The sequence below is a fragment of the Pseudomonas sp. App30 genome, assembly GCF_047947025.1.
GTDB lineage: Bacteria > Pseudomonadota > Gammaproteobacteria > Pseudomonadales > Pseudomonadaceae > Aquipseudomonas.
In genome coordinates, this window is the sequence record NZ_CP133165.1 from 981,307 (window position 1) to 999,718 (window position 18,412).

An 18,412-nucleotide genomic window follows, 5' to 3' on the forward strand; every position below is an offset into this window, starting at 1 on the left:
GCCAAGCACCAACGCGTCACGCTGCCCGTCGACTCACCCGGACCTGGGCTATATTTCCTTCTCGGAGCTGTGCTTTAGTAGTATTTACGTTGCCCCGCGCAACTGCATTCCGGGTATCACGCCCTTTGCCATGGAACCTTGGAGGCACCTACCCCATGCAGCCGCCTGACAACCGTTCGCGCCATGCGCCTGTGGCCGATGCGCAGCAGGATGAACACCAGCGATTAGTGCAAGAGCTGCAATTGCACCAGCTTGAACTGCAGATGCAGAACGAGGAATTGCGCGAAGCGCACCAGGCCTTGCAGGCCTCGCGTGACCTGTACCAGGACCTTTACGAGCAGGCGCCGGTGGGCTACCTGAGCCTGAGCGTGGACGGCATCGTGGAAGCCATCAACCAGACCGGCGCCAGCCTGCTGAAAGTGCCCAGCCCGCAGTTGCTGGGCCGGCGCTTCAGCAACCACGTGGCGCCCGCCGACCGCGACCATTGGCACATCGCCCTGGTGAAGGTGTGCCAGAGCCTGGAGCCCCAGGAATGCGAACTCACCCTGCTTCGGCCCGGCGGCCAACCCTGGCGGGCGCGCCTCAATTGCGTCAAGCATGAGTATGCCCCTGCCATCGTGCGCGTCACCCTCACCGACCTGACCGCCCGCCGCCAGGTGGAAAGCCGCCTGAACCTGGCCGCCAGTGTGTTTACCCACGCCCGCGAAGCCATCATGGTGACCGACCCTGCGGGCAACATCGTCGAGATCAACGACGCCTTCACCACCATCACCGGTTACTCGCGCGACGAGGCGCTGGGGCGCAACTCGCGCTTCATGGCCACGCCCGGCAAGCAGCCCGACCCCTACCCTGCGCTGTGGCGCAGCCTGGAGCAGGACCACCACTGGCAGGGCCTGCTGTGGAACCGCCGGCGCAACGGCGACACGTTCGCCTCGCGCCAGACCATCAGCGCCATCCTGGACTCCAGCGGCGAGGTGCAGAACTACGTGGCGCTGTTCACCGACAGCACCGAGCTGCACGAATACCAGCGGCAGCTGGAGTACGTCGCCCACTACGACCCGCTGACCCGCCTGCCCAACCGCACGCTGCTGGCCGTGCGCCTGCAGCAGGCCATGGCCCACGCACAGGCGCAGGGCCGCTCGCTGGCGCTGGCCTACCTGGACCTGGACGGCTTCAAGGCCATCAACGATGCCCACGGCCACGAAGTAGGCGACAAGGTGCTGGCCATCAGCGCCCGGCGCATGAACAAGACCTTGCGCGACGGCTGCACCCTGGCGCGGCTGGGTGGGGACGAATTCGTGGCGCTGATCGTCGACCTGGAACAGGTGGGCGACAGCGCCGCCATGCTCGAACGCCTGCTGGTGGCCGCCAGCGACACCATGCAGGTCGACCAGCTGGCCCTGCGCCTGTCGGCCAGCATCGGCGTCAGCTATTACCCGCAGGCCAGCGAGGTGGGTGCCGACCAGTTGTTGCGCCAGGCCGACCAGGCCATGTACCAGGCCAAGCTGGCCGGCAAGAACCGCCTGCACGTGTTCGACGCCTGCCACGACCTCGACCTGCGTGGCCACAACGCGCGCCTGGACCGCATCGAACAGGCCGTGCGTGGCCACGAACTGCGGCTGTTCTACCAGCCCAAGGTGAACCTGCGCAGCGGCGCGGTGGTGGGCGCCGAGGCGCTGGTGCGCTGGCAGCACCCGGAACGCGGGCTGCTGACACCCGAGAATTTCCTGCCACTGGTGGAAAGCAACGCCCTGGCCGAACACATCGGCGACTGGGTGCTGGACGCGGTGCTGGCGCAGATGCAGGCCTGGGGGCAACAGGGGCTGCAGCTGCCGGTGAGCATCAACGTGGGTGCGCGCCAGCTGCAGCACCCCGACTTCGTCGCCAAGCTGACCCAGGGCCTGGCCGCCTACCCGCAGGTGGCGCCCGAACGGCTGATGATCGAGATACTGGAAACCAGCGCGCTGGAGAACATCGAGGAGGTGTCGCGCACCATCCGCACCTGCGCCGCCCTGGGCGTGCGTTTCGCCCTGGACGACTTCGGCACCGGCTACTCATCGCTGAACTACCTCAAGCGCTTGCCGGTGACCCAGGTGAAAATCGACCAGAGCTTCATCAAGGACATGCTCGACTCCAGCAAGGACATCCCCATCCTGCAGGCGATACTGGAGCTGGCCAGCGCCTTCGGCCACGAGATCATCGCCGAGGGCGTGGACAGCCCGGCCCAGGGTGCGCGCCTGCTGCAACTGGGCTGCGAGCTGTGCCAGGGTTTCGGCATTGCCGAACCCATGCCGGCCAGCGAGCTGCCCGCCTGGCGCACCCGCTGGGAGCACAGCCGCGGCTGGCACGGCTGAAGGTCAGCTGTGCAACCGGCACAGGGCCTCGATGGTTTCAATGAAGGCTTCGAACGCCACCGGCTTGCTCATGTGGCGGGAGAAGCCCGCCGCCTGGGCCGCCTTGACGTCGGCCGTGGTGCCGTAGCCGGTCAGGGCGATGCTGGGCACCGTCTGGTAGGCCGGCAGGCGGCGCAGCGCCGCCATCAGCTGGTGGCCGTCCATGCCCGGCATGCCGATGTCGCACACCACCAGGTCATGGCTGCCCTGCGCGGCCGCCGCCAGGGCCTGCTCTGGCACCGTGAAGGCGCTGACCTCGGCCGCTTCCATTTCCAGCAGCAGGGCCAGGGCTTCCAGCACCTGCGGCGAGTCGTCTACCAGCAGCACCTTGAGGCCCACCAGGCGCCCGCCGTCAGCGCTCTCTTCAAGCACCTCCGGCGCCTCGGGCTCGTGGAAGCTCAGCGGCAGCAGAACGGTGAAGCGGCTGCCCTGCCCCAGCCCTGCCGAATGCACCTTCACCGAGCCGCCATGGGCCTCGGCCAGCTGGCGCACCAGTGACAAGCCAATGCCCAGCCCCTCGCGGTGCTGGCGTGAATGGGCGGTGTCGGCCTGGCTGAACAGCTCGAAAATACTGTGCAGCTGGTCGCGGGCAATGCCCAGGCCGTTGTCCACCACCTCAAGCCTGGCGTCATCGCCATGGCGGCTGGCGATGACCTGCACCTGGCCATCGGCCGGGGTGAATTTCAGCGCGTTGCCCAGCAGGTTCCAGATGATCTGCTCGATGCGCGTGGCGTCGGCGTCAATCAGCAACGGCTCGTGGGCCGGGTCAGGCAGTTCCACCAACAAGCGCGGGCCGTCGCCGGTGGTAACGGCCGCGCACACCTCGCGCACCAGCGTGCCGAGGCTGACGGTGGCGCGCTTGAGCTGCAGTTTGCCGGTGCGCACCCGCGCCACGTCCAGCAGGTCGTCGATGATGCGCACCTGGCTGACCACGCCGTCATGAATGGCGTCCACCGCCTTCGCGGCAATGCTGTTGCGGGTCAACATCGGCAGGCGCCGGAGCATTTCGGCGTTGAGCTGTATCAGGTTCAGCGGGTGCTTGAGTTCGTGGGACATCACCGCGAAGAACTCATCCTTGAGCTGGCTGATGGTCTGGCCCTGGGTGGCCTGGCTGGGGTCCTGGTAGATATCGGCGTGGCCGCTGAGGTCGCTGGCCATTTCCTCGTCGCCCAGGCTGTAGCGGCGGTTGTTCTGCACCAGCCGCAGGCGCTCCTCGCCCAGGCGCAGCTCTTCTTCAGCGGCGCGGCGCTTGGTGATGTCGATGAAGGTCAGCACCATGCCGTCGATGTAGTTCTCGCACGAGCGGTACGGCAACAGGCGGGCGATGTACCAGCGGCCGTCGATACTGCTGACCTCGCGCTCGATGGTGCTCAGGGTTTCGAACACGGTCCTGGCGTCGCTGACCATCTCGTCGTAGGCCAGGCGGTGGGTGATGTCCAGCAGCGAGCGGCCGGTGTCCACCGGCAGCATGCTGAAAATGTCGGTGGCGCGCGGGGTGAACCACTTGATGCGCATGGTGCGGTCGACGAACACCGTGGCAATGTCGGTGGAGGCGATCAGGTTGGTGAGGTAGTCGTTGATCTTGTCGGTTTCCTCGACCTTGGTCTTCAGCTCGGTGTTGACCGTCAACAGCTCTTCGTTGATGGACTGCAGTTCTTCCTTGCTGGTTTCCAGCTCTTCGGTGGCCGAGCGCAGCTCTTCGTTGATGGCCTGCATTTCCTCGTTGGACGCCTTGAGCTCTTCGCTGGAAATTTCCGACTGCTCGATGGTGTCCTGCAGCTGCAGCTTGGTGCGCTGCAGGTCGCGTTCAAGGTTGGCCAGCACCTGGTTCTCGGCCAGCACCGCCACGCCTGCCTCTACCTGGGCGGCGTCCACTTCCTGCTCGGCAAACACCAGCAGCACGCACTCGCTTTCGGTCTCTTTGTCGGTGTAGGGGTAGGCGGTGATGTCGACGAGGAAATGCGCTTTGTCGCGGTACAGCTCCACTTGCCGCGCGCGCACTGCGGCGGCGCTCTGGTGCACCTGGAACAGCGCAGTGCGCAGCTCCAGGCGCAGCTGCGGAATGGCCAGGTTGAGCAGGTTGCGCGTCACCTCGCCACCGGCATGGCGCAGGAAACGGCCGGCGCCCTCGCTCATGTGCATGATGTCGCTGTTGCTGTCGACGATCATGCTGGGCGGCATGCTGCGCTCCACGGCGCGCTGGTGGATGTCGGCGAACGACAGCTTGCGCTGCACCGGCGCGGCCGGCGCGCTGGCGATGTTGCTGGGGCGTATGTAGCCGCCGCGCGGCATGCTCAGCAGGCGCCGCTCTACCGGCGCACCGGTCTTGGCGCGGAAGATGCGGTTCTTCTTGTCCAGCGGCGTGAACAGCTCGGGGCACAGGTCCACCGATTCCGACGAGCCCAGGAACAGGTAGCCGCCCGGGTTCAGGGCGAAGTGGAACATCTGCAGTATCTCGCGCTGCACGTCGCGGTCCAGGTAGATCAGCAGGTTGCGGCACACAATCAGGTCGATCTGCGAGAACGGCGGGTCCACCAGCAGGCTGTGCTTGGCGAACAGTACCTTCTCGCGGATTTCCTTGCGCACGCGGCTGGCGTTTTCCTCGCGAATGAAATACTGGCGCAGGCGCCCCGGCGGTATGTCGGCGACGATGGCGTGCGGGTAGGCGCCGGCACGCCCCACGGCCACCGCGCGGTCGTCGATGTCGGTGGCAAACACCTGGATCTTGGCCGCCGAGTCGCAGGCAAGCTGCTGGTCGTTGAGCATCATGGCCAGGGTGTAGGCCTCCTCGCCGGTGGAGGTGCCGGCCGACCATACGCGCACCTCTTCGCGCGGCCGCTCCTGGGCGTCGACGGCGGTGAACAGCTGCGGCAGTACATCGCGCTCCAGGGCGTCGAACGCTTCGCGGTCCCGGAAGAAGTTGGTGACGCCAATGAGCATGTCGTCGAGCAATGCCTTGCTCTCGCCGGGGGTGCTCAGCAGGTACTGGTAATAGGCGCGCAGGTCGGGCTGGGCGGTGACCTGCAGCCGCCGCTCGATGCGGCGCAGCACGGTGGCACGCTTGTAGTGCTTGAAGTCGTGGCCGGTGCCCAGGCGCAGTTGGATAAGGATCTCCTGCACCAAATGTTCGGCCAGCGCGGCCTCGCGCTCATTGGCCGGGGTCAGCGTGGCCAGGCCGCTGTCGGCCGGCAGCACGATCTGCCGGGCATTGCGCCACAGCTCAAGGATTTTCCCCGGAAGCTGCGCCACCGGCAGCACGAAGTCGACCATCTGCGTGGCGATGGCGGCGTTGGGCATGCCGTCGAATTCGGCATCGTCCGGCGCCTGCACCAGCGTGACACCGCCCTGCTCCTTGATGCGCGACAACCCCACGGCACCGTCGGAACCGGTGCCCGACAGCACCACGCAGAAGGCACGCTCGCGGTGCACGTCGGCCAGGTTGCGGAAGAACAGGTCGATGGCCACCTGGCCGCCACGCCGCGGCTGCGGCTGGCTGACGCGCAAGTGCCCGTCACCCATGGCCAGGTCGTGCGCTGGGGAAATCACGTAGACGTGGTTGGGCTCGATGGGCAGCGTGTCGCTGACCTGAATCACCGGCATGGCGGTGACGTCCTGCAGCAGTTTGTCGGCGTAGCTCTGGTGGTCGGGCGAGAGGTGGAAAATGATCACGAAGGCCATGCCGCTGTCCGCGGGCATCTGCTCCAGGAAGCGCTTGACCGCCTGCAGGCCGCCGGCCGAGGCGCCAATGCCGACGATGGCGAACGGCAGCGCGGTGCCTGCGGCTGGAGAGGTGTCGCGCTCGCGGGGGTTGGCCATGTAAATCCTTGAAAATGGAAAGCACCGGCGCAGACGTTCGCGCCGCTGGCTGGACGTTTCATGATAAAGCCGGGGGATGGTGCTGGCGATTGGATTTTTCAGGCGGGGGTGCACTTACATTCCGTGGGAGCTGGCTTGCCAGCGAGCTTTTGAGGCCTTAAAAGCTCGCTGGCAAGCCAGCTCCCACAAGTACAGTTGCTGTACAGGATGAGTTACAGCGCGTAGGTGTTACCCGCCTGGCCATTGATGTACAGCGCCCGCGTCTCGCCCGGGCGCAGGGTCACCGCCAGGGTTTGCCACGCCGGGCGGAAGTCGCCGCGGTGGGTGATGGCCAGGTCGATGCGCTGCTCGTCGCCGCGCACAGTCCATTCCACCCACAGCGCCTGACCTTGCTGCCAGCCATGGCTTTCACCGTCGTCCTCGAACAGCACGCCACTGCCCTGCCCCGTGCCTGGCGCGGCGAACAGCAGCAGCTCGCGCTGGTCGCCCCGCACCGCCAGCGGCAACGCGGCGCCGGCGCGCACCAGCAACGGCAGGCGTTCCAGCGGGGCGTCCAGGCTGATTACCTGGCCACCCGCATGCCATGCGCCGCTGTGGTAGTCGAACCAACCCTGCGCGTTGCGCGGCAGGTACACCTCGCGGCTGCGCTGGCCTTGCTCCACCACGCTGGCCACCAGTACATCGCGGCCCAGCATGAAGTCGTCGGTTTCCTCGAAGGTGCGCGGGTCGTGCTCATGGTCGAGGAAGGTGGGCCGCAGCATCGGTTCGTCGTCCACGCAGGCCTGCCAGAACAGCGTGTAGAAATACGGCAGCCAGCGGTAGCGCAGGTTGATGGCGTCACGAATGGCCGGGGTCACCTGGGGGTGCATCCACGGCTCGTTGACGGTGTGGTCGTCGTTCCAGGAATGGATGGTGAAGCGCGGGTGCATCACACCGTTCTGCACCCAGCGCACGAACAGTTCGGCATCGGGCTTGGCGCCGCTGAAGCCGCCCACGTCGTGGCCGATGTTGTACAGCCCCGACAGGCTCATGCCCAGGCCCATGCGCGTGTTGTAGCGCAGGGTTTGCCAGCTGGTGCGGTTGTCGCCGCTCCAGGTCTGCACGTAGCGCTGCATGCCGGCGCAGCCGGAGCGCGAGATCAGGTACGGGCGTTTATCGGGAGCGAAGCGCTGCTGGGCTTCCATGGACGCGCGCATCATCAGCAGCGGCATCACCGGGCGAATGTGCTTGATGGCGATGGCCTGGCCAAAGCCGTGGCAGCGGGCGTCGCCGTCCCACACTTCGTATTCGTTGTTGTCGTTCCAGGTGGCGTCGATGCCCATTTCCAGCAGTTGCGCGGTGACGTTGGCCTGCCACCAGGCGATGGTGCGCGGGTGGGTGAAGTCCAGGTGCGAGCCTTCGTCGTCCCAGAACACCGAGCGCTCCGGCGCCTCGCTTTCCGAATCGCGGATGAACAGCCCCTGCTCGGCCACCTGGGCGTACTGAGGGTGGTCGTGCAGCAGGCACGGCTTGATGTTGGCGGCAAGCTTGAGGCCCGCCGCGTGGAAGGCCGCGGACAGCTGCAGCGGTTGCGGCACCTTGTCGTGGTTCCAGTGGAACACGTAGCGCTTGGCGCCGATGGAGGTGTAGCCCGAGGACAGCTGGAACGAGTCGCAGGGGATCTGGTGTTCGCGGCACAGCTCGATGAACTTCAGCAACTGCTGCTGGGCGTCGGGGGCGTCGGTGTAGTGCATGGTGGAGCCGCTGTAGCCCAGGCTCCACTTGGGCCCGAACAGGGTCTTGCCGGTGAGCCGGACGAAGGCCTTGGTCACGTCCAGCACCTGCGGGCCGAGGAACAGGTAGTAGTCCAGGTCGCCGGCCTCGGCTTGGTAGCGGCGGTAGGGCTGATGGTAGTTGTCCAGCTCGTTGCCCAGGTCCAGCCAGCTGCTGCTGAGGTTGTCGTAGAACAACCCGAAGCTGGCGCCCGGGCGGCGGGTGATGGTGAACGGAATGTGTTTGTACAGCGGGTCGGTGCTGGCGGCGTTGTAGCCCATGGCGTCGAGGTTGCGCATCTCGAAACGGCGGCCGTTGCGCTGCAGGTCACCGGCCTTCTCGCCCAGGCCGTAGTACTGGTCATCGGCGTGCCGCCGCTGGTAATGCGCCACGCCGTCGTTGGCGCCGCCCAGCAGGTAGGCGCTGGTGGGCCGGTCGGCGGCCAGGGGCTGCCAGGCGCCGTGGGCGTCGCGGTGTTCCCATTCCAGCCACAACGGCTGGTGCACGGTGACGCGCAGGCGCTCGGTGGCCAGGGTCAGGCCGTGCTCATGCTCGTCCAGGGTGAACGCCGGCAGGCCGAAGCCCTCCAGGCTTTCCCGCGGGCGCCCTTCCCAGGGTACGTCCTGGCCGGGGGCGATGGACCAGGTGCGGTCAAGCGCCAGCTCGCCCTGGCGCTTGACCAGCACGCGGAACATCGAGGTTTCCAGCACATACAGGCAGAACAGATGGCGGTCGTCGACCTTCAGGGCCACGTGGTGGGGGCCACGGTGTTCCAGCGTCCAATGCTTCAAGGTTTTCATACGGCAGTCCGGGTGTCAGGTAAGGGGGTGGCGCGCGCGGTGCGGCGCTCGGCAATGAACAGCACCATGAACAGGCAACCCAGCAGGTCGAAGAAGCCCATGGCGATGAAGATGGGGTTGAAGCCGAAGGTGTCGGTGGTCAGGCCGATCACCAGCGAGAACAGGAAGCTGGCGATCCAGGCGCAGGAGCCGCGCATGCCGTTGACCGTGGCCATCTGGCTCTTGTCGAAGGTCTCGACCACCAGGGCGCTGAGCATGCACGAGATGATCTGGTGGCCGAAGCCGCCGATGGAAATCAGCGCGATGGCCACGTAGGGGTCGCGGGTCAGCGCCACGAACGCCAGGGACAGCATCAGCACCGCGCCGCTGGCGGAACTGGCCACCACCGAGTTGACCCGCGCGCAGCCGAACAGGCGCACGTACAGGCGGGTCAGGTAGCCGCTGGCGACGCTGCCAAGGTCCGCCGCCAGGAATGGCACCCAGGCGAACAGGGCGATCTGCTTGAGGTCCATGCCGCGTTCGTTGGCCAGGTACAGCGGCACCCAGAAGCTCAGTACCGCCCAGGCCGGCTCGGCCATGAACGCGGGAATGGCGATGCCGTAGAAGCGCCGGTTGCGCAGCACCGCGCGCAGGGTGGTGAGCAACGGCTGCTTGGGTTGCTCGGGCTCCAGGTCTTGCAGAATCAAGGCGCGCTCGCCGGCGCTGAGCCGGGTGTGGCGCTGGGGCGCCTGGTACAGCCAGGCCCACAGCAGCACCCAGGCGGCGGCCAGCACCCCGGAGAACATGAACGCGCCGCGCCAGCCGAATTGCACGTGGGCCATGACGATGATCGGCGGCGCCAGCATGGCCCCCACCGAGAAGCCCACGCCGGCCCACCCTGCCGCCACCGGGCGTTCCTTGCGCGGGAACCATTCGCCCAGGGTCTTGGCCGTGGCCGGAGTGGCGGCGGCCTCGGCGCCGCCCATGAAGAAGCGCAGCACGGCCAGCTGCAACCAGCTGCCGACGCCGGCGTGCAGGATGCACACCGCCGCCCAGAGGCTGGCACAGATCATGAAGCCGACCTTGAGGCCCACCACGTCGATCAGCCAGCCGCACAGGGGTTGGAAGAAGGTGTAGGCCAACTGGAACGCGCCCACCACGTAGGAATACTGCTGGGTGCTCATGCCCAGCTCGGTCTTCAGCTCCGGGGCCAGGATGCCCAGGGAGTTGCGGGTGATGTAGTTGACCGTCACCCCCAGCAGGAACAGCGCCAGCATCCACCAGCGCAGGTGCCTGAAAGTGACGCGCGCGCCGCTCGTTTTTGTCGTCATGTGACCGCTTACCCTGAATTGTTTTTATGGGGGCCGGTGGCGGTTGCGGGGTGCCACCTTGCAGACGTCATACAAGCCCGTGAGGCAAGGCTGAAGTCGCGGAGATTATGGGTAGCTTGCGGCTAGGTGATACGCGGGAGAGCCATGGACAAATCCTTTGTTCGGCGGCAGTAGTTGTCGTACAAGTTAAAGCGCAGCGGGGTGCGGCTGTCAATAGTGGCGAAATCGTGCCCGGACGCTACGCGACACCTGCGCACACCGCCCCCGTAGCAGCGGCCGCCAGGCCGCGTCCGCAGGCGCCGCGCATGGCCAGGCGCACCGCGGGGCGCCGGACGCCGCCTGCGGCAGGTGCGACGGGGGTGGGTGAAATGTAAATGTTATGATATAACATTATGACATTACTCGATCAGGGCTTTTCTTGATGCACCCTTCACCGCGACGCTCTACCTCCCGCCTGCGCATGACCCCACTCGCCGCCGCCTTGCTCATCGCCTCCCCCGTCAAGGCCATCGAGCTGGAATCACAAGTCATCACCGCCAACCCGCTGGGCAACACGCAACTGGCGGCGCCCAGCACGGTGCTGGAAGGCGACAGCCTGACCCTGGCGCAAAAAGGCAGCCTGGGCGAGACGCTCAGCGGCCAGCCCGGCGTGTCCTCGTCCTATTTCGGCCCCGGCGCCAGCCGGCCGATCATTCGTGGCCAGGACGGCGACCGCATCCGCCTGCTGCAGAACGGCGTGGGCGCGCTGGACGCCTCGTCGCTGTCCTATGACCATGCCGTGCCGCTGGACCCGATCAACGTCGACCGCGTGGAAATCATCCGCGGCCCGGCCGCACTGTTGTATGGCGGCAGCGCCATCGGCGGCGTGGTCAACACCTTCGACAACCGCATTCCCACCGAGGCCATCGACGGCATTCATGGCGCCGGCGAACTACGCTACGGCGGCGCCGACACCACCCGCAGCAGCGCCGGCAAGCTGGAAGTGGGCGACGGCAGCTTCGCCCTGCACCTGGACGCCAGCGCCCGCAGCTTCAACGACCTGAGCATCCCCGGCTACGCCCACAGCGCCAGCCAGCGCGCCAGCGAGGATGCCGACGACAACGGCGGCAAGCACCACCTGGCCAACAGCGACGGCCGCCAGGACAACGGCGCCATCGGCGGCTCCTACACCTGGGACCACGGCTACGCGGGGGTGTCGTACAGCAGCTACGACAGCAACTACGGCTCGCCGGCCGAGGACGATGTGCGCATCCGCATGCAGCAGGACCACTACGCCTTCGCCTCCGAGGTGCGCGACCTGGACGGCCCATTCACCTCGGTGAAGGTCAACGCCGGCTACACCGACTACAAGCACAGCGAAATCGAGGACGGCGAGGTCGGCACCACCTTCAAGAACAAGGGCTATGAAGCGCGCATCGAGGCCCGCCACCAGCCCATCGGCCCGCTGCAAGGCGTGGTCGGCGCGCAGGTGAACCGCAGCCAGTTCCAGGCCCTGGGCGAAGAAGCCTTCGTGCCGCAGACCGACACCGACGCCACCGCGCTGTTCATCCTCGAAGACTGGCAGGCCACCGACCGCCTCAAGCTGAACCTGGGCGGCCGCCTGGAGCACACCCGCGTGGCCCCCGACGCCCAGGGCAACGAACGCTTCGAAGCCGCCGACCGCAGCAGCACCTTCACCGCCGGCAGCCTGTCCTCTGGCGCGGTGTACAGCCTGACGCCGGTCTGGTCGCTGGCCGCCACCCTGGCCTACACCGAACGCGCGCCCACCTTCTACGAGCTGTACGCCAACGGCGCCCACGTGGCCACCGGCACCTACGAGGTGGGCGACGCCAACCTGTCCAAGGAAAAAGCCGTGTCCAGCGACCTGGCCCTGCGCTTCGACAACGGCGTGCACAAGGGCAGCGTCGGCGTGTTCTACAGCCACTTCGCCAACTACATCGGCCTGCTGGGCACCGGGCGCACCCTCAACGACGACGGCCAGGAGGACGCCAGCGGCATCCCCGAGTACACCTACTCGGGCGTGCGCGCCCGCTTCGCCGGCGTCGAGGCCCAGGACCACTGGACCCTGGGCGAAAACGCCTACGGCAAGTGGGCGCTGGAGCTGTCCGGCGACTACACCCGCGCCACCAACCTGGACACCGGCGAAGCCCTGCCGCGCATCGCCCCGCTGCGCCTGAACAGCGGCCTGTTGTGGGAAAAAGACCGCTGGCAGGCACGCGTGGACGTCCAGCATGCCAACGCCCAGCACCACGTGCCCGCCAACGAGACCAGCACCGACGGCTACACCACCCTGGGCGCCAGCGCCGGCTACCGCTTCGACATTGGCCGCAGCCAGTGGCTGGCGTTCGTGAAGGGCGAAAACCTCACCAACCAGACCGTGCGCTACGCCAGCTCGATCCTGCGCGACATCGCGCCGGCGCCGGGGCGAAGCCTTGAGGTGGGCTTGCGCACCACCTTCTAAGCCACGCGGGTGGGCAGGTTTCACTGCCCACTCTTTACGCAACGTTATAACCTTTTTGGATGCAAGCATGCCGAGACAACTGAGCAGCCCCGCGCTGTCCATACTGCCCCAGGCCCTTGAGGACGACGTCAACCTGGCCATCTGGGAGCGCCAGCTACCGGTGCACATCACTACCTTTGCCGAGAGCGTGATTGCCACCGGCCTGCCCTACGCCGAGTCCCGCGCCGTGGCCGTGAACGACGACCAGCCGCCGCTGCTGGCCGACCTGGCCAGCGAGTGGCGCGACGTGGAGGGCCACGCCGGCTTTGTCGCCGACGTGACCTGGCTGACCCACGCGTTCGCCTGCCTGACCGGGGCAACGCGCGTGGGCCTGCGCATACGTGCGCTGAGCAAGGCCATGTGCCCGCGCTACCACGTGGACTGGGTGTCGCTGCGCCTGATCACCACCTACGCCGGGGTGGGCAGCCAGTGGCTGGAAGAAGGCGCCATGCCCCGCGAACAGCTGGGCGACCCCACTGCCGAGCCATGCCTGCCACCGCGGCAACTGCAGGCGGGCAGCGTCGCGCTGTTCAAGGGCGAGCGTTGGGAAGGGAATGAGGGGCGCGGGATCATCCATCGCTCGCCGCCGGTGCCGGGCAACGCCGGGCGGCTGCTGATGACCCTGGATTGGCTGGGCTGAGCCCTGGCTGCGGTAGGTTCCCAGTTGCGAAAATAGAGCGGCATTCACCTGCATCCACTTCGCCTCGGGCTCCGTACATTCAATCACCTTCAGCCGAAGGACAAGAATCAAGGAGTTCCATCATGCTCAACTTTGCCCAACGCCTCACCACTGCCTGCTTCGCCGCGCTGTGCCTGGTGGCCGCGCCAGTGTTTGCCGCCGACACCGTCATGGTCGGCGGCGCGGCCATGTACCCGACCAAGACCATCGTCGAGAACGCCGTCAACTCCAACGACCACACCACCCTGGTGGCGGCAGTGAAAGCGGCCGGGCTGGTGGACACCCTCAACGGCAAGGGCCCGTTCACGGTGTTCGCGCCCACCAATGAAGCCTTCGCCAAACTGCCCGCCGGCACCGTGGACACCCTGGTCAAGCCGGAACACAAGGCCGACCTGACCAAGATCCTCACCTACCACGTGGTGGCCGGCACCCACACCGCCAGCCAGCTGATGGCAGACGCCAAGGCCCACGGCGGCAAGGCCGTGCTCAAGACCGTGCAAGGCGAAACCCTGACCGTCATGGCCCATGACGGCAAGCTGTGGGTCATGGACGCCAAGGGCGGCAAGGCTGCGGTGACCATCGCCGACGTGATGCAATCCAACGGCGTGATCCACGTGGTAGACACCGTGCTGATGCCCAAATAACGCCCCGTAGCAGCGGCCAAAGGCCGCGTCCGCACCTACCCCGCCGCGCGCAACGCCTGCAGACAACGCCGGTGCCGCTGCTGCGCGGCGAAGGTCACCTGGGGTACCAACCACAGGTTTTCCCCCGGCAGGCATTGCGCCAAGCGCGCCACCGCCAGCGGGCTCAACGCCCCCAACCGGGGGTAGCCACCGATGGTCTGCCGGTCATTGAGCAAGATGATCGGCTGGCCATCGGGCGGCACCTGCACCGCCCCCAACGGAATGCCTTCCGACACCAGCCCCGGGCCGTCGTAGCGCAACGGCGTGCCCGTCAGGCGCACGCCCATGCGGTCGCTGCGAGTGTCCACGGTCCAGGCCTGGTCGAACGCATCGAACAGGCTCTGGCCGCCGAAACTGCCGGCCTGGGCGCCGAGGATCAGCTCCAGCCGCGCCGGCGCGCGCAGGTCCGGAATCAGCGCCGGCGGCACCGCGCGTATCACGCTGGCCTGCCCTTCCCAGGCCAGCCGATCATCCACCTGCAACCCGCTGCCATGGCCGTCCAGGCCGCCGACGCCCTCGCGGGCAATGGTGGCGCAGCTGCCCGCCAGCAACGGCGCACGCACCCCGCCCGGCACCGCCAGGTAGGCGCGCAGGCCCAGGCGAGGGCTGGCAAAACACAGCTGCTGCCCGGCGCGCACCTTGAACGGCCGCCACACGTCCAGCAGCTGGCCGTCCAGGGTGGCGCCCAGGTCGGCACCCGTCAGCGCCAGCCAGCCCTCACCCTCGCAGCGCAGTTGCAGGCCGCCGAGGGTGACCTCCACCACGGCGGCGTCCAGGCGGTTGCCCAGCATCCAGTTGGCCCAGTGCTGGGCCAGCCAGTCCAGGGCGCCGCCCTGGGTCAGGCCCAGGTGGCGCACGCCGAAACGGCCGCCGTCCTGCACGCTGGCCTGGGGGCCAGCCTTTTCCACGATCAGTGCAGTCATGCCTGTGCCTCCATGGGCGTGTCATCGCCACCCAGGCGAAGGAATTCGTCGCGTTGCACCGGCACAAAGCGCACCCGGTCGCCAGGGCGCAGCAGGCTGAAGCCCTCCAGGGCCGGGTCGAACAGCCGCGCCGGGCTGCGCCCCACCAGGTTCCAGCCTCCGGGCGAGACCGCCGGGTAGATGGCCGTCTGCCGCTCGGCGATGCCGACGCTGCCGGCCGCCACGCGCTGGCGGGGGGTGGCCAGGCGCGGGCTGGCCAGCTGCGGGTCGACCAGGCCCATGAACCCGAACCCAGGGGCAAAGCCCAGGGCAAACACCGCGTAGGCGCGGCCGCTGTGCAGGGCAATCACCTGGTCCACCGGCAAGCCGCGCTGGCGCGCCAGGGCCTCAAGGTCGGGGCCGACGCTGGGGTGGTACCACACCGGCAGGGCCAGCTCGCGGCCGCTGTCGGCGGCGGCCGGCTCAAGGCCGATCAGCGCCTGCTCGCACAGGGCCCGAGCCTGGGCGTCGTCCAGCTGGGTAAGGTCGTACTGCAGCATCAACGTGGTGTAGGACGGCACCAGCTCCACCAGGGCCTCGCCGAACGTGGCGCGCAGGCGCTGCGCCGCGGCCAGTAACCACGGCACGTTGGCCTCGTCGATCACCTCGAACAAGCGCAGGGTCAGGCTGTCGATGGCCGCGACTTCGATGCGCGCCTTCATGCCGGCAAGCCATCCAGCGCCTGGCGGATCTGCCGCACCGCCGCCACCGACGCCGGGTTGTCACCGTGCACGCACAGGGTGTCGACGTGCAGGCGCAGGGCGCTGCCGTCACGGGTGACCAGCGGCTCGCCACGGGCCAGGCCCAGGGCCTGGGCCACCACCTGGGCCGGGTCGTGGTGCACCGCGCCCGGCAGGCGACGGCTGACCAACTGGCCGTCAGGCTCATAGGCACGGTCGGCGAAGGCTTCGAACCACAGCTGCAGGCCCAGCTCATCGGCCAGCGCCTGGCTGGCGCGGGTGTCGGCGGTGGCCATCAGCATCAGCGGCAGCTGCGGGTCGAAGGCGCGCACGGCACGCATCACCGCGCCCAGGCGCACCGGGTCGGCCATCATGTCGTTGTACAGCGCGCCATGAGGCTTGACGTATTGCACGCGGCTGCCCTCGGCGCGGCACATGGCGTCCAGGGCGCCGACCTGGTACAGCACCAGGTCTTCGATCTCCTGCGCCGAGCAGGCCATGCTGCGCCGGCCGAAGCCCACCAGGTCGGGGTACGCCGGGTGCGCGCCGATGCGCACCTGGTGGCTCACCGCCAGGGCCACGGTGCGGCGCATGGTGCCGGGGTCGCCGGCGTGGTAACCGCAGGCGATGTTGGCGCAGTCGATCAGCGGCATCACCTCGGCGTCCAGGCCCATGGACCAGGCGCCGAAGCTTTCGCCGATATCGCAGTTGAGCAAGGGGCGTTTCATGGGGAGCACTCCGCAGGTGGCTGATGGGTAAATTGTTCACACGCCGCCCGTGCAGGGTCCAACGGATTATTCGCGGTACAGGTGATAAACAAAGTCGATCACCGCTATGATGAACGCCCGCCCGCCGGAAGCCGCCGCCATGAACCTCAAGTTCCTCGAAACCTTCATCTGGGTCGCGCGCCTGGGCAGCTTTCGGCTGGCCGCGCAGAAGCTGTTCAGCACCCAGGCGGCGGTGTCCAACCGCATCGCCGCGCTGGAGGACGAACTGGGCGTGCGCCTGTTCGAGCGCGACGCCCGCGGCGCCACCGTGACCCCGCGCGGCCAGGCCCTGCTCAGCTACGCCGAGCAGGTGCTGGACAGCACCCAGGCGCTGCGCCAGGCGGTGGACGCCGGCCACCCCGGGCGGGTACGCGTGGGGGTGATGGAAAGCGTGATCCACACCTGGCTGGGGCCGTTCATCCAGCGCATCGATGCCTTGCGCCCGGCCCTGGAGCTGGACCTGCAGGCCGACACCGCGCGCAACCTGGCCGAGCAGTTGCGCCGCGGCCAGCTGGACCTGGTGCTGCAGACCGACCCGCTGCCCGACGAGGGCTTGCGCAACGCCCACCTGGCCAGCTACCCCATGGCCTGGCTGGCCCGCCCGGGCAGCGCCCACCAGGCCGATAGCCTGGCGCTGCTGGCCAACCAACGACTGATCACCTTTTCCCGTCACTCGCGCCCGCACCAGGACCTGCTCGGCCTGCTGCACGCCCACGGCCTGCGTGCACCACGGCTGTGCTGCATCAACTCGGTGGCGGCCATGGAACGGCTGCTGGCCGAGGACTTCGGCATCGCCGCCCTGCCCCCGGCGCTGGTCAGCAGCGCGCTGGCCAACGGCAGCCTGCAGTGCCTGGACGTGCAACCGGCCCCGGCCGACCTTGAGATGTTCGCCAGCTGGCGCGCCGGCGTCGGCCTGGAGACCGTGGAAAGCCTGGTAGGCCTGGCACGCGAAGCCGCCGCCGAACACGCCCAGGGATTGCGCCCCGGCCAGGTGCACCTGCGCTAAACAAGGGCACCACAACCACCCGCGTATCACCGACTGTCTCGTGGGAGCTGGCTTGCCAGCGAGCTTTTATGGCCCCAACAGCTCGCTGGCAAGCCAGCTCCCACAAGATCAGGACGCGGCCTGCGGCCGCTGCTACGAGTTTTGGCACGGGTATTGATTACTCACTCCGCAAGGATTGTTGAACAATCATCTCTCAGCGGAGCTTCCCGATGTCCAGACGTGCCAGCCTCACCCGTTCGCTTCTCGCCCTGTCCCTGCTCGCCGCCGCCCACGCCCAGGCCGACGAGGCCACGTTGCAGCCGCAACGCCTGAGCATCGGCTCGGACCTCACCTACCCGCCCTACACGTACCTGGCGCAAGGCAAGCCCGCCGGTTTCGACCCGGCGTTCATGACGCTGCTGGGCAGCCACCTGAACCTGCAGCCGCAGTTCGTCGACACGCGCTTCGCCAACCTGGTGATGGGCGTCAACGCCCGGCGCTTCGACCTGGTGGCCTCGGCGCTGTACGTGACCCCCGAGCGCGCCGCCCAGGTGGACTTCCTGCCCTACCTCAAGAGCGGCGCCTCGCTGATGGTGCGCAGCGACGACAGCTTCCGCCCCCAGCAACCCCAGGACCTGTGCGGCAAGCGCGTGGCCTCGATCAAGGGCGGCTCGTGGATTCCCAAGCTGGCGGCGCTGTCGAAGGACTACTGCCAGGCCAACGGCCAGGCGGCGATCGATTCGCGTGAATTCCCCACCTCGCCGGAAGCCGCCCAGGCGCTGCTGGCCAAGGCCGTGGACGTGCAGTTCGAGGACGCGGCAGTGGCGCGCATCACCACCGACAAGCTCAAGGGCCGGGTCACCATCAGCTCCAGCACGCTGATCTACCCCGTGGTCATCGGCCTGGCGGTGCGCAAGGGCAACGACGCCCTGCTGGGCGAACTGCGCCAGGGCTTCAGCGCCATGAAAGCCAGCGGCGAATACCAGACCCTGCTGACCCAGTACAACCTGGGCGAACCCAGCGCTGCCGAGATCGCCCAGGCCCTGGGCCAGAACCCGCAAGCCGCGCAGTAAACCGGAGTAATC

At 67.7% G+C, this 18,412-nt stretch carries 12 protein-coding genes; 6 read left to right on the plus strand and 6 right to left on the minus strand.

The features are described 5' to 3' along the window. Positions 1-155 precede the first annotated feature (155 nt). Positions 156-2,354: an EAL domain-containing protein gene (locus RAM80_RS04275; protein ID WP_416424993.1), complete on the plus strand. Its 2,199-nt coding sequence runs from the start codon at positions 156-158 to the stop codon at positions 2,352-2,354. A 3-nt stretch (positions 2,355-2,357) separates the two neighbouring features. Here RAM80_RS04275 and RAM80_RS04280 read toward each other — a convergent pair whose 3' ends face one another. The 3 genes from RAM80_RS04280 to RAM80_RS04290 form a co-directional block, all read right to left on the minus strand. Beyond that, positions 2,358-6,209, minus strand: coding sequence for a CheR family methyltransferase (locus RAM80_RS04280; RefSeq protein ID WP_416424994.1), 3,852 nt, complete (start codon positions 6,207-6,209; stop codon positions 2,358-2,360). A 212-nt stretch (positions 6,210-6,421) separates the two neighbouring features. Beyond that, positions 6,422-8,761 carry a TIM-barrel domain-containing protein gene (locus RAM80_RS04285; RefSeq protein WP_416424995.1) on the minus strand — a complete coding sequence of 780 codons (2,340 nt, stop codon included), beginning with the start codon at positions 8,759-8,761 and terminating at the stop codon, positions 6,422-6,424. Then, positions 8,758-10,071: an MFS transporter gene (locus RAM80_RS04290; RefSeq protein ID WP_416424996.1), complete on the minus strand. Its 1,314-nt coding sequence runs from the start codon at positions 10,069-10,071 to the stop codon at positions 8,758-8,760. Before RAM80_RS04290 ends, RAM80_RS04285 begins: the two co-directional genes overlap by 4 nt. A gap of 421 nt (positions 10,072-10,492) precedes the next feature. Between RAM80_RS04290 and RAM80_RS04295 the strand changes: the two genes are divergently transcribed. From RAM80_RS04295 to RAM80_RS04305, 3 genes are all read left to right on the plus strand, one after another. Then, a complete protein-coding gene (locus RAM80_RS04295; RefSeq protein WP_416424997.1) occupies positions 10,493-12,532 on the plus strand; it encodes a TonB-dependent receptor in 2,040 nt (679 codons plus the stop codon). Positions 12,533-12,599: 67 nt separating this feature from the next. Further along, positions 12,600-13,211, plus strand: a complete 612-nt coding sequence (locus RAM80_RS04300; protein WP_416424998.1) for a DUF1826 domain-containing protein — start codon at positions 12,600-12,602, stop codon at positions 13,209-13,211. A 122-nt stretch (positions 13,212-13,333) separates the two neighbouring features. Further along, entirely contained in the window at positions 13,334-13,894 is a 561-nt protein-coding gene (locus RAM80_RS04305; RefSeq protein WP_416424999.1) for a fasciclin domain-containing protein, read from the plus strand. 35 nt (positions 13,895-13,929) lie between these two features. Here RAM80_RS04305 and RAM80_RS04310 read toward each other — a convergent pair whose 3' ends face one another. The 3 genes from RAM80_RS04310 to RAM80_RS04320 are packed head-to-tail and all read right to left on the minus strand — an operon-like array spanning position 13,930 to position 16,303. After that, positions 13,930-14,856, minus strand: coding sequence for a biotin-dependent carboxyltransferase family protein (locus RAM80_RS04310; protein WP_416425000.1), 927 nt, complete (start codon positions 14,854-14,856; stop codon positions 13,930-13,932). Then, complete coding sequence (gene pxpB, locus RAM80_RS04315) at positions 14,853-15,557, minus strand: 5-oxoprolinase subunit PxpB (RefSeq protein WP_416425001.1); 705 nt, start codon at positions 15,555-15,557, stop codon at positions 14,853-14,855. Before pxpB ends, RAM80_RS04310 begins: the two co-directional genes overlap by 4 nt. Further along, the gene (locus RAM80_RS04320) at positions 15,554-16,303 is read right to left on the minus strand and encodes a 5-oxoprolinase subunit PxpA (RefSeq protein WP_416425002.1); all 750 of its coding nucleotides are present in this window, start codon (positions 16,301-16,303) and stop codon (positions 15,554-15,556) included. The genes pxpB and RAM80_RS04320 overlap by 4 nt, the downstream gene beginning before the upstream one ends. 139 nt (positions 16,304-16,442) lie before the next feature. Here RAM80_RS04320 and RAM80_RS04325 point away from each other — a divergent pair, with 139 nt between their 5' ends. Both RAM80_RS04325 and RAM80_RS04330 read left to right on the plus strand, forming a co-directional pair. Further along, a complete protein-coding gene (locus RAM80_RS04325) occupies positions 16,443-17,348 on the plus strand; it encodes a LysR family transcriptional regulator (protein ID WP_416427411.1) in 906 nt (301 codons plus the stop codon). A 209-nt stretch (positions 17,349-17,557) separates the two neighbouring features. Next, a complete protein-coding gene (locus tag RAM80_RS04330; RefSeq protein ID WP_416425003.1) occupies positions 17,558-18,400 on the plus strand; it encodes a transporter substrate-binding domain-containing protein in 843 nt (280 codons plus the stop codon). Positions 18,401-18,412 lie beyond the last annotated feature (12 nt).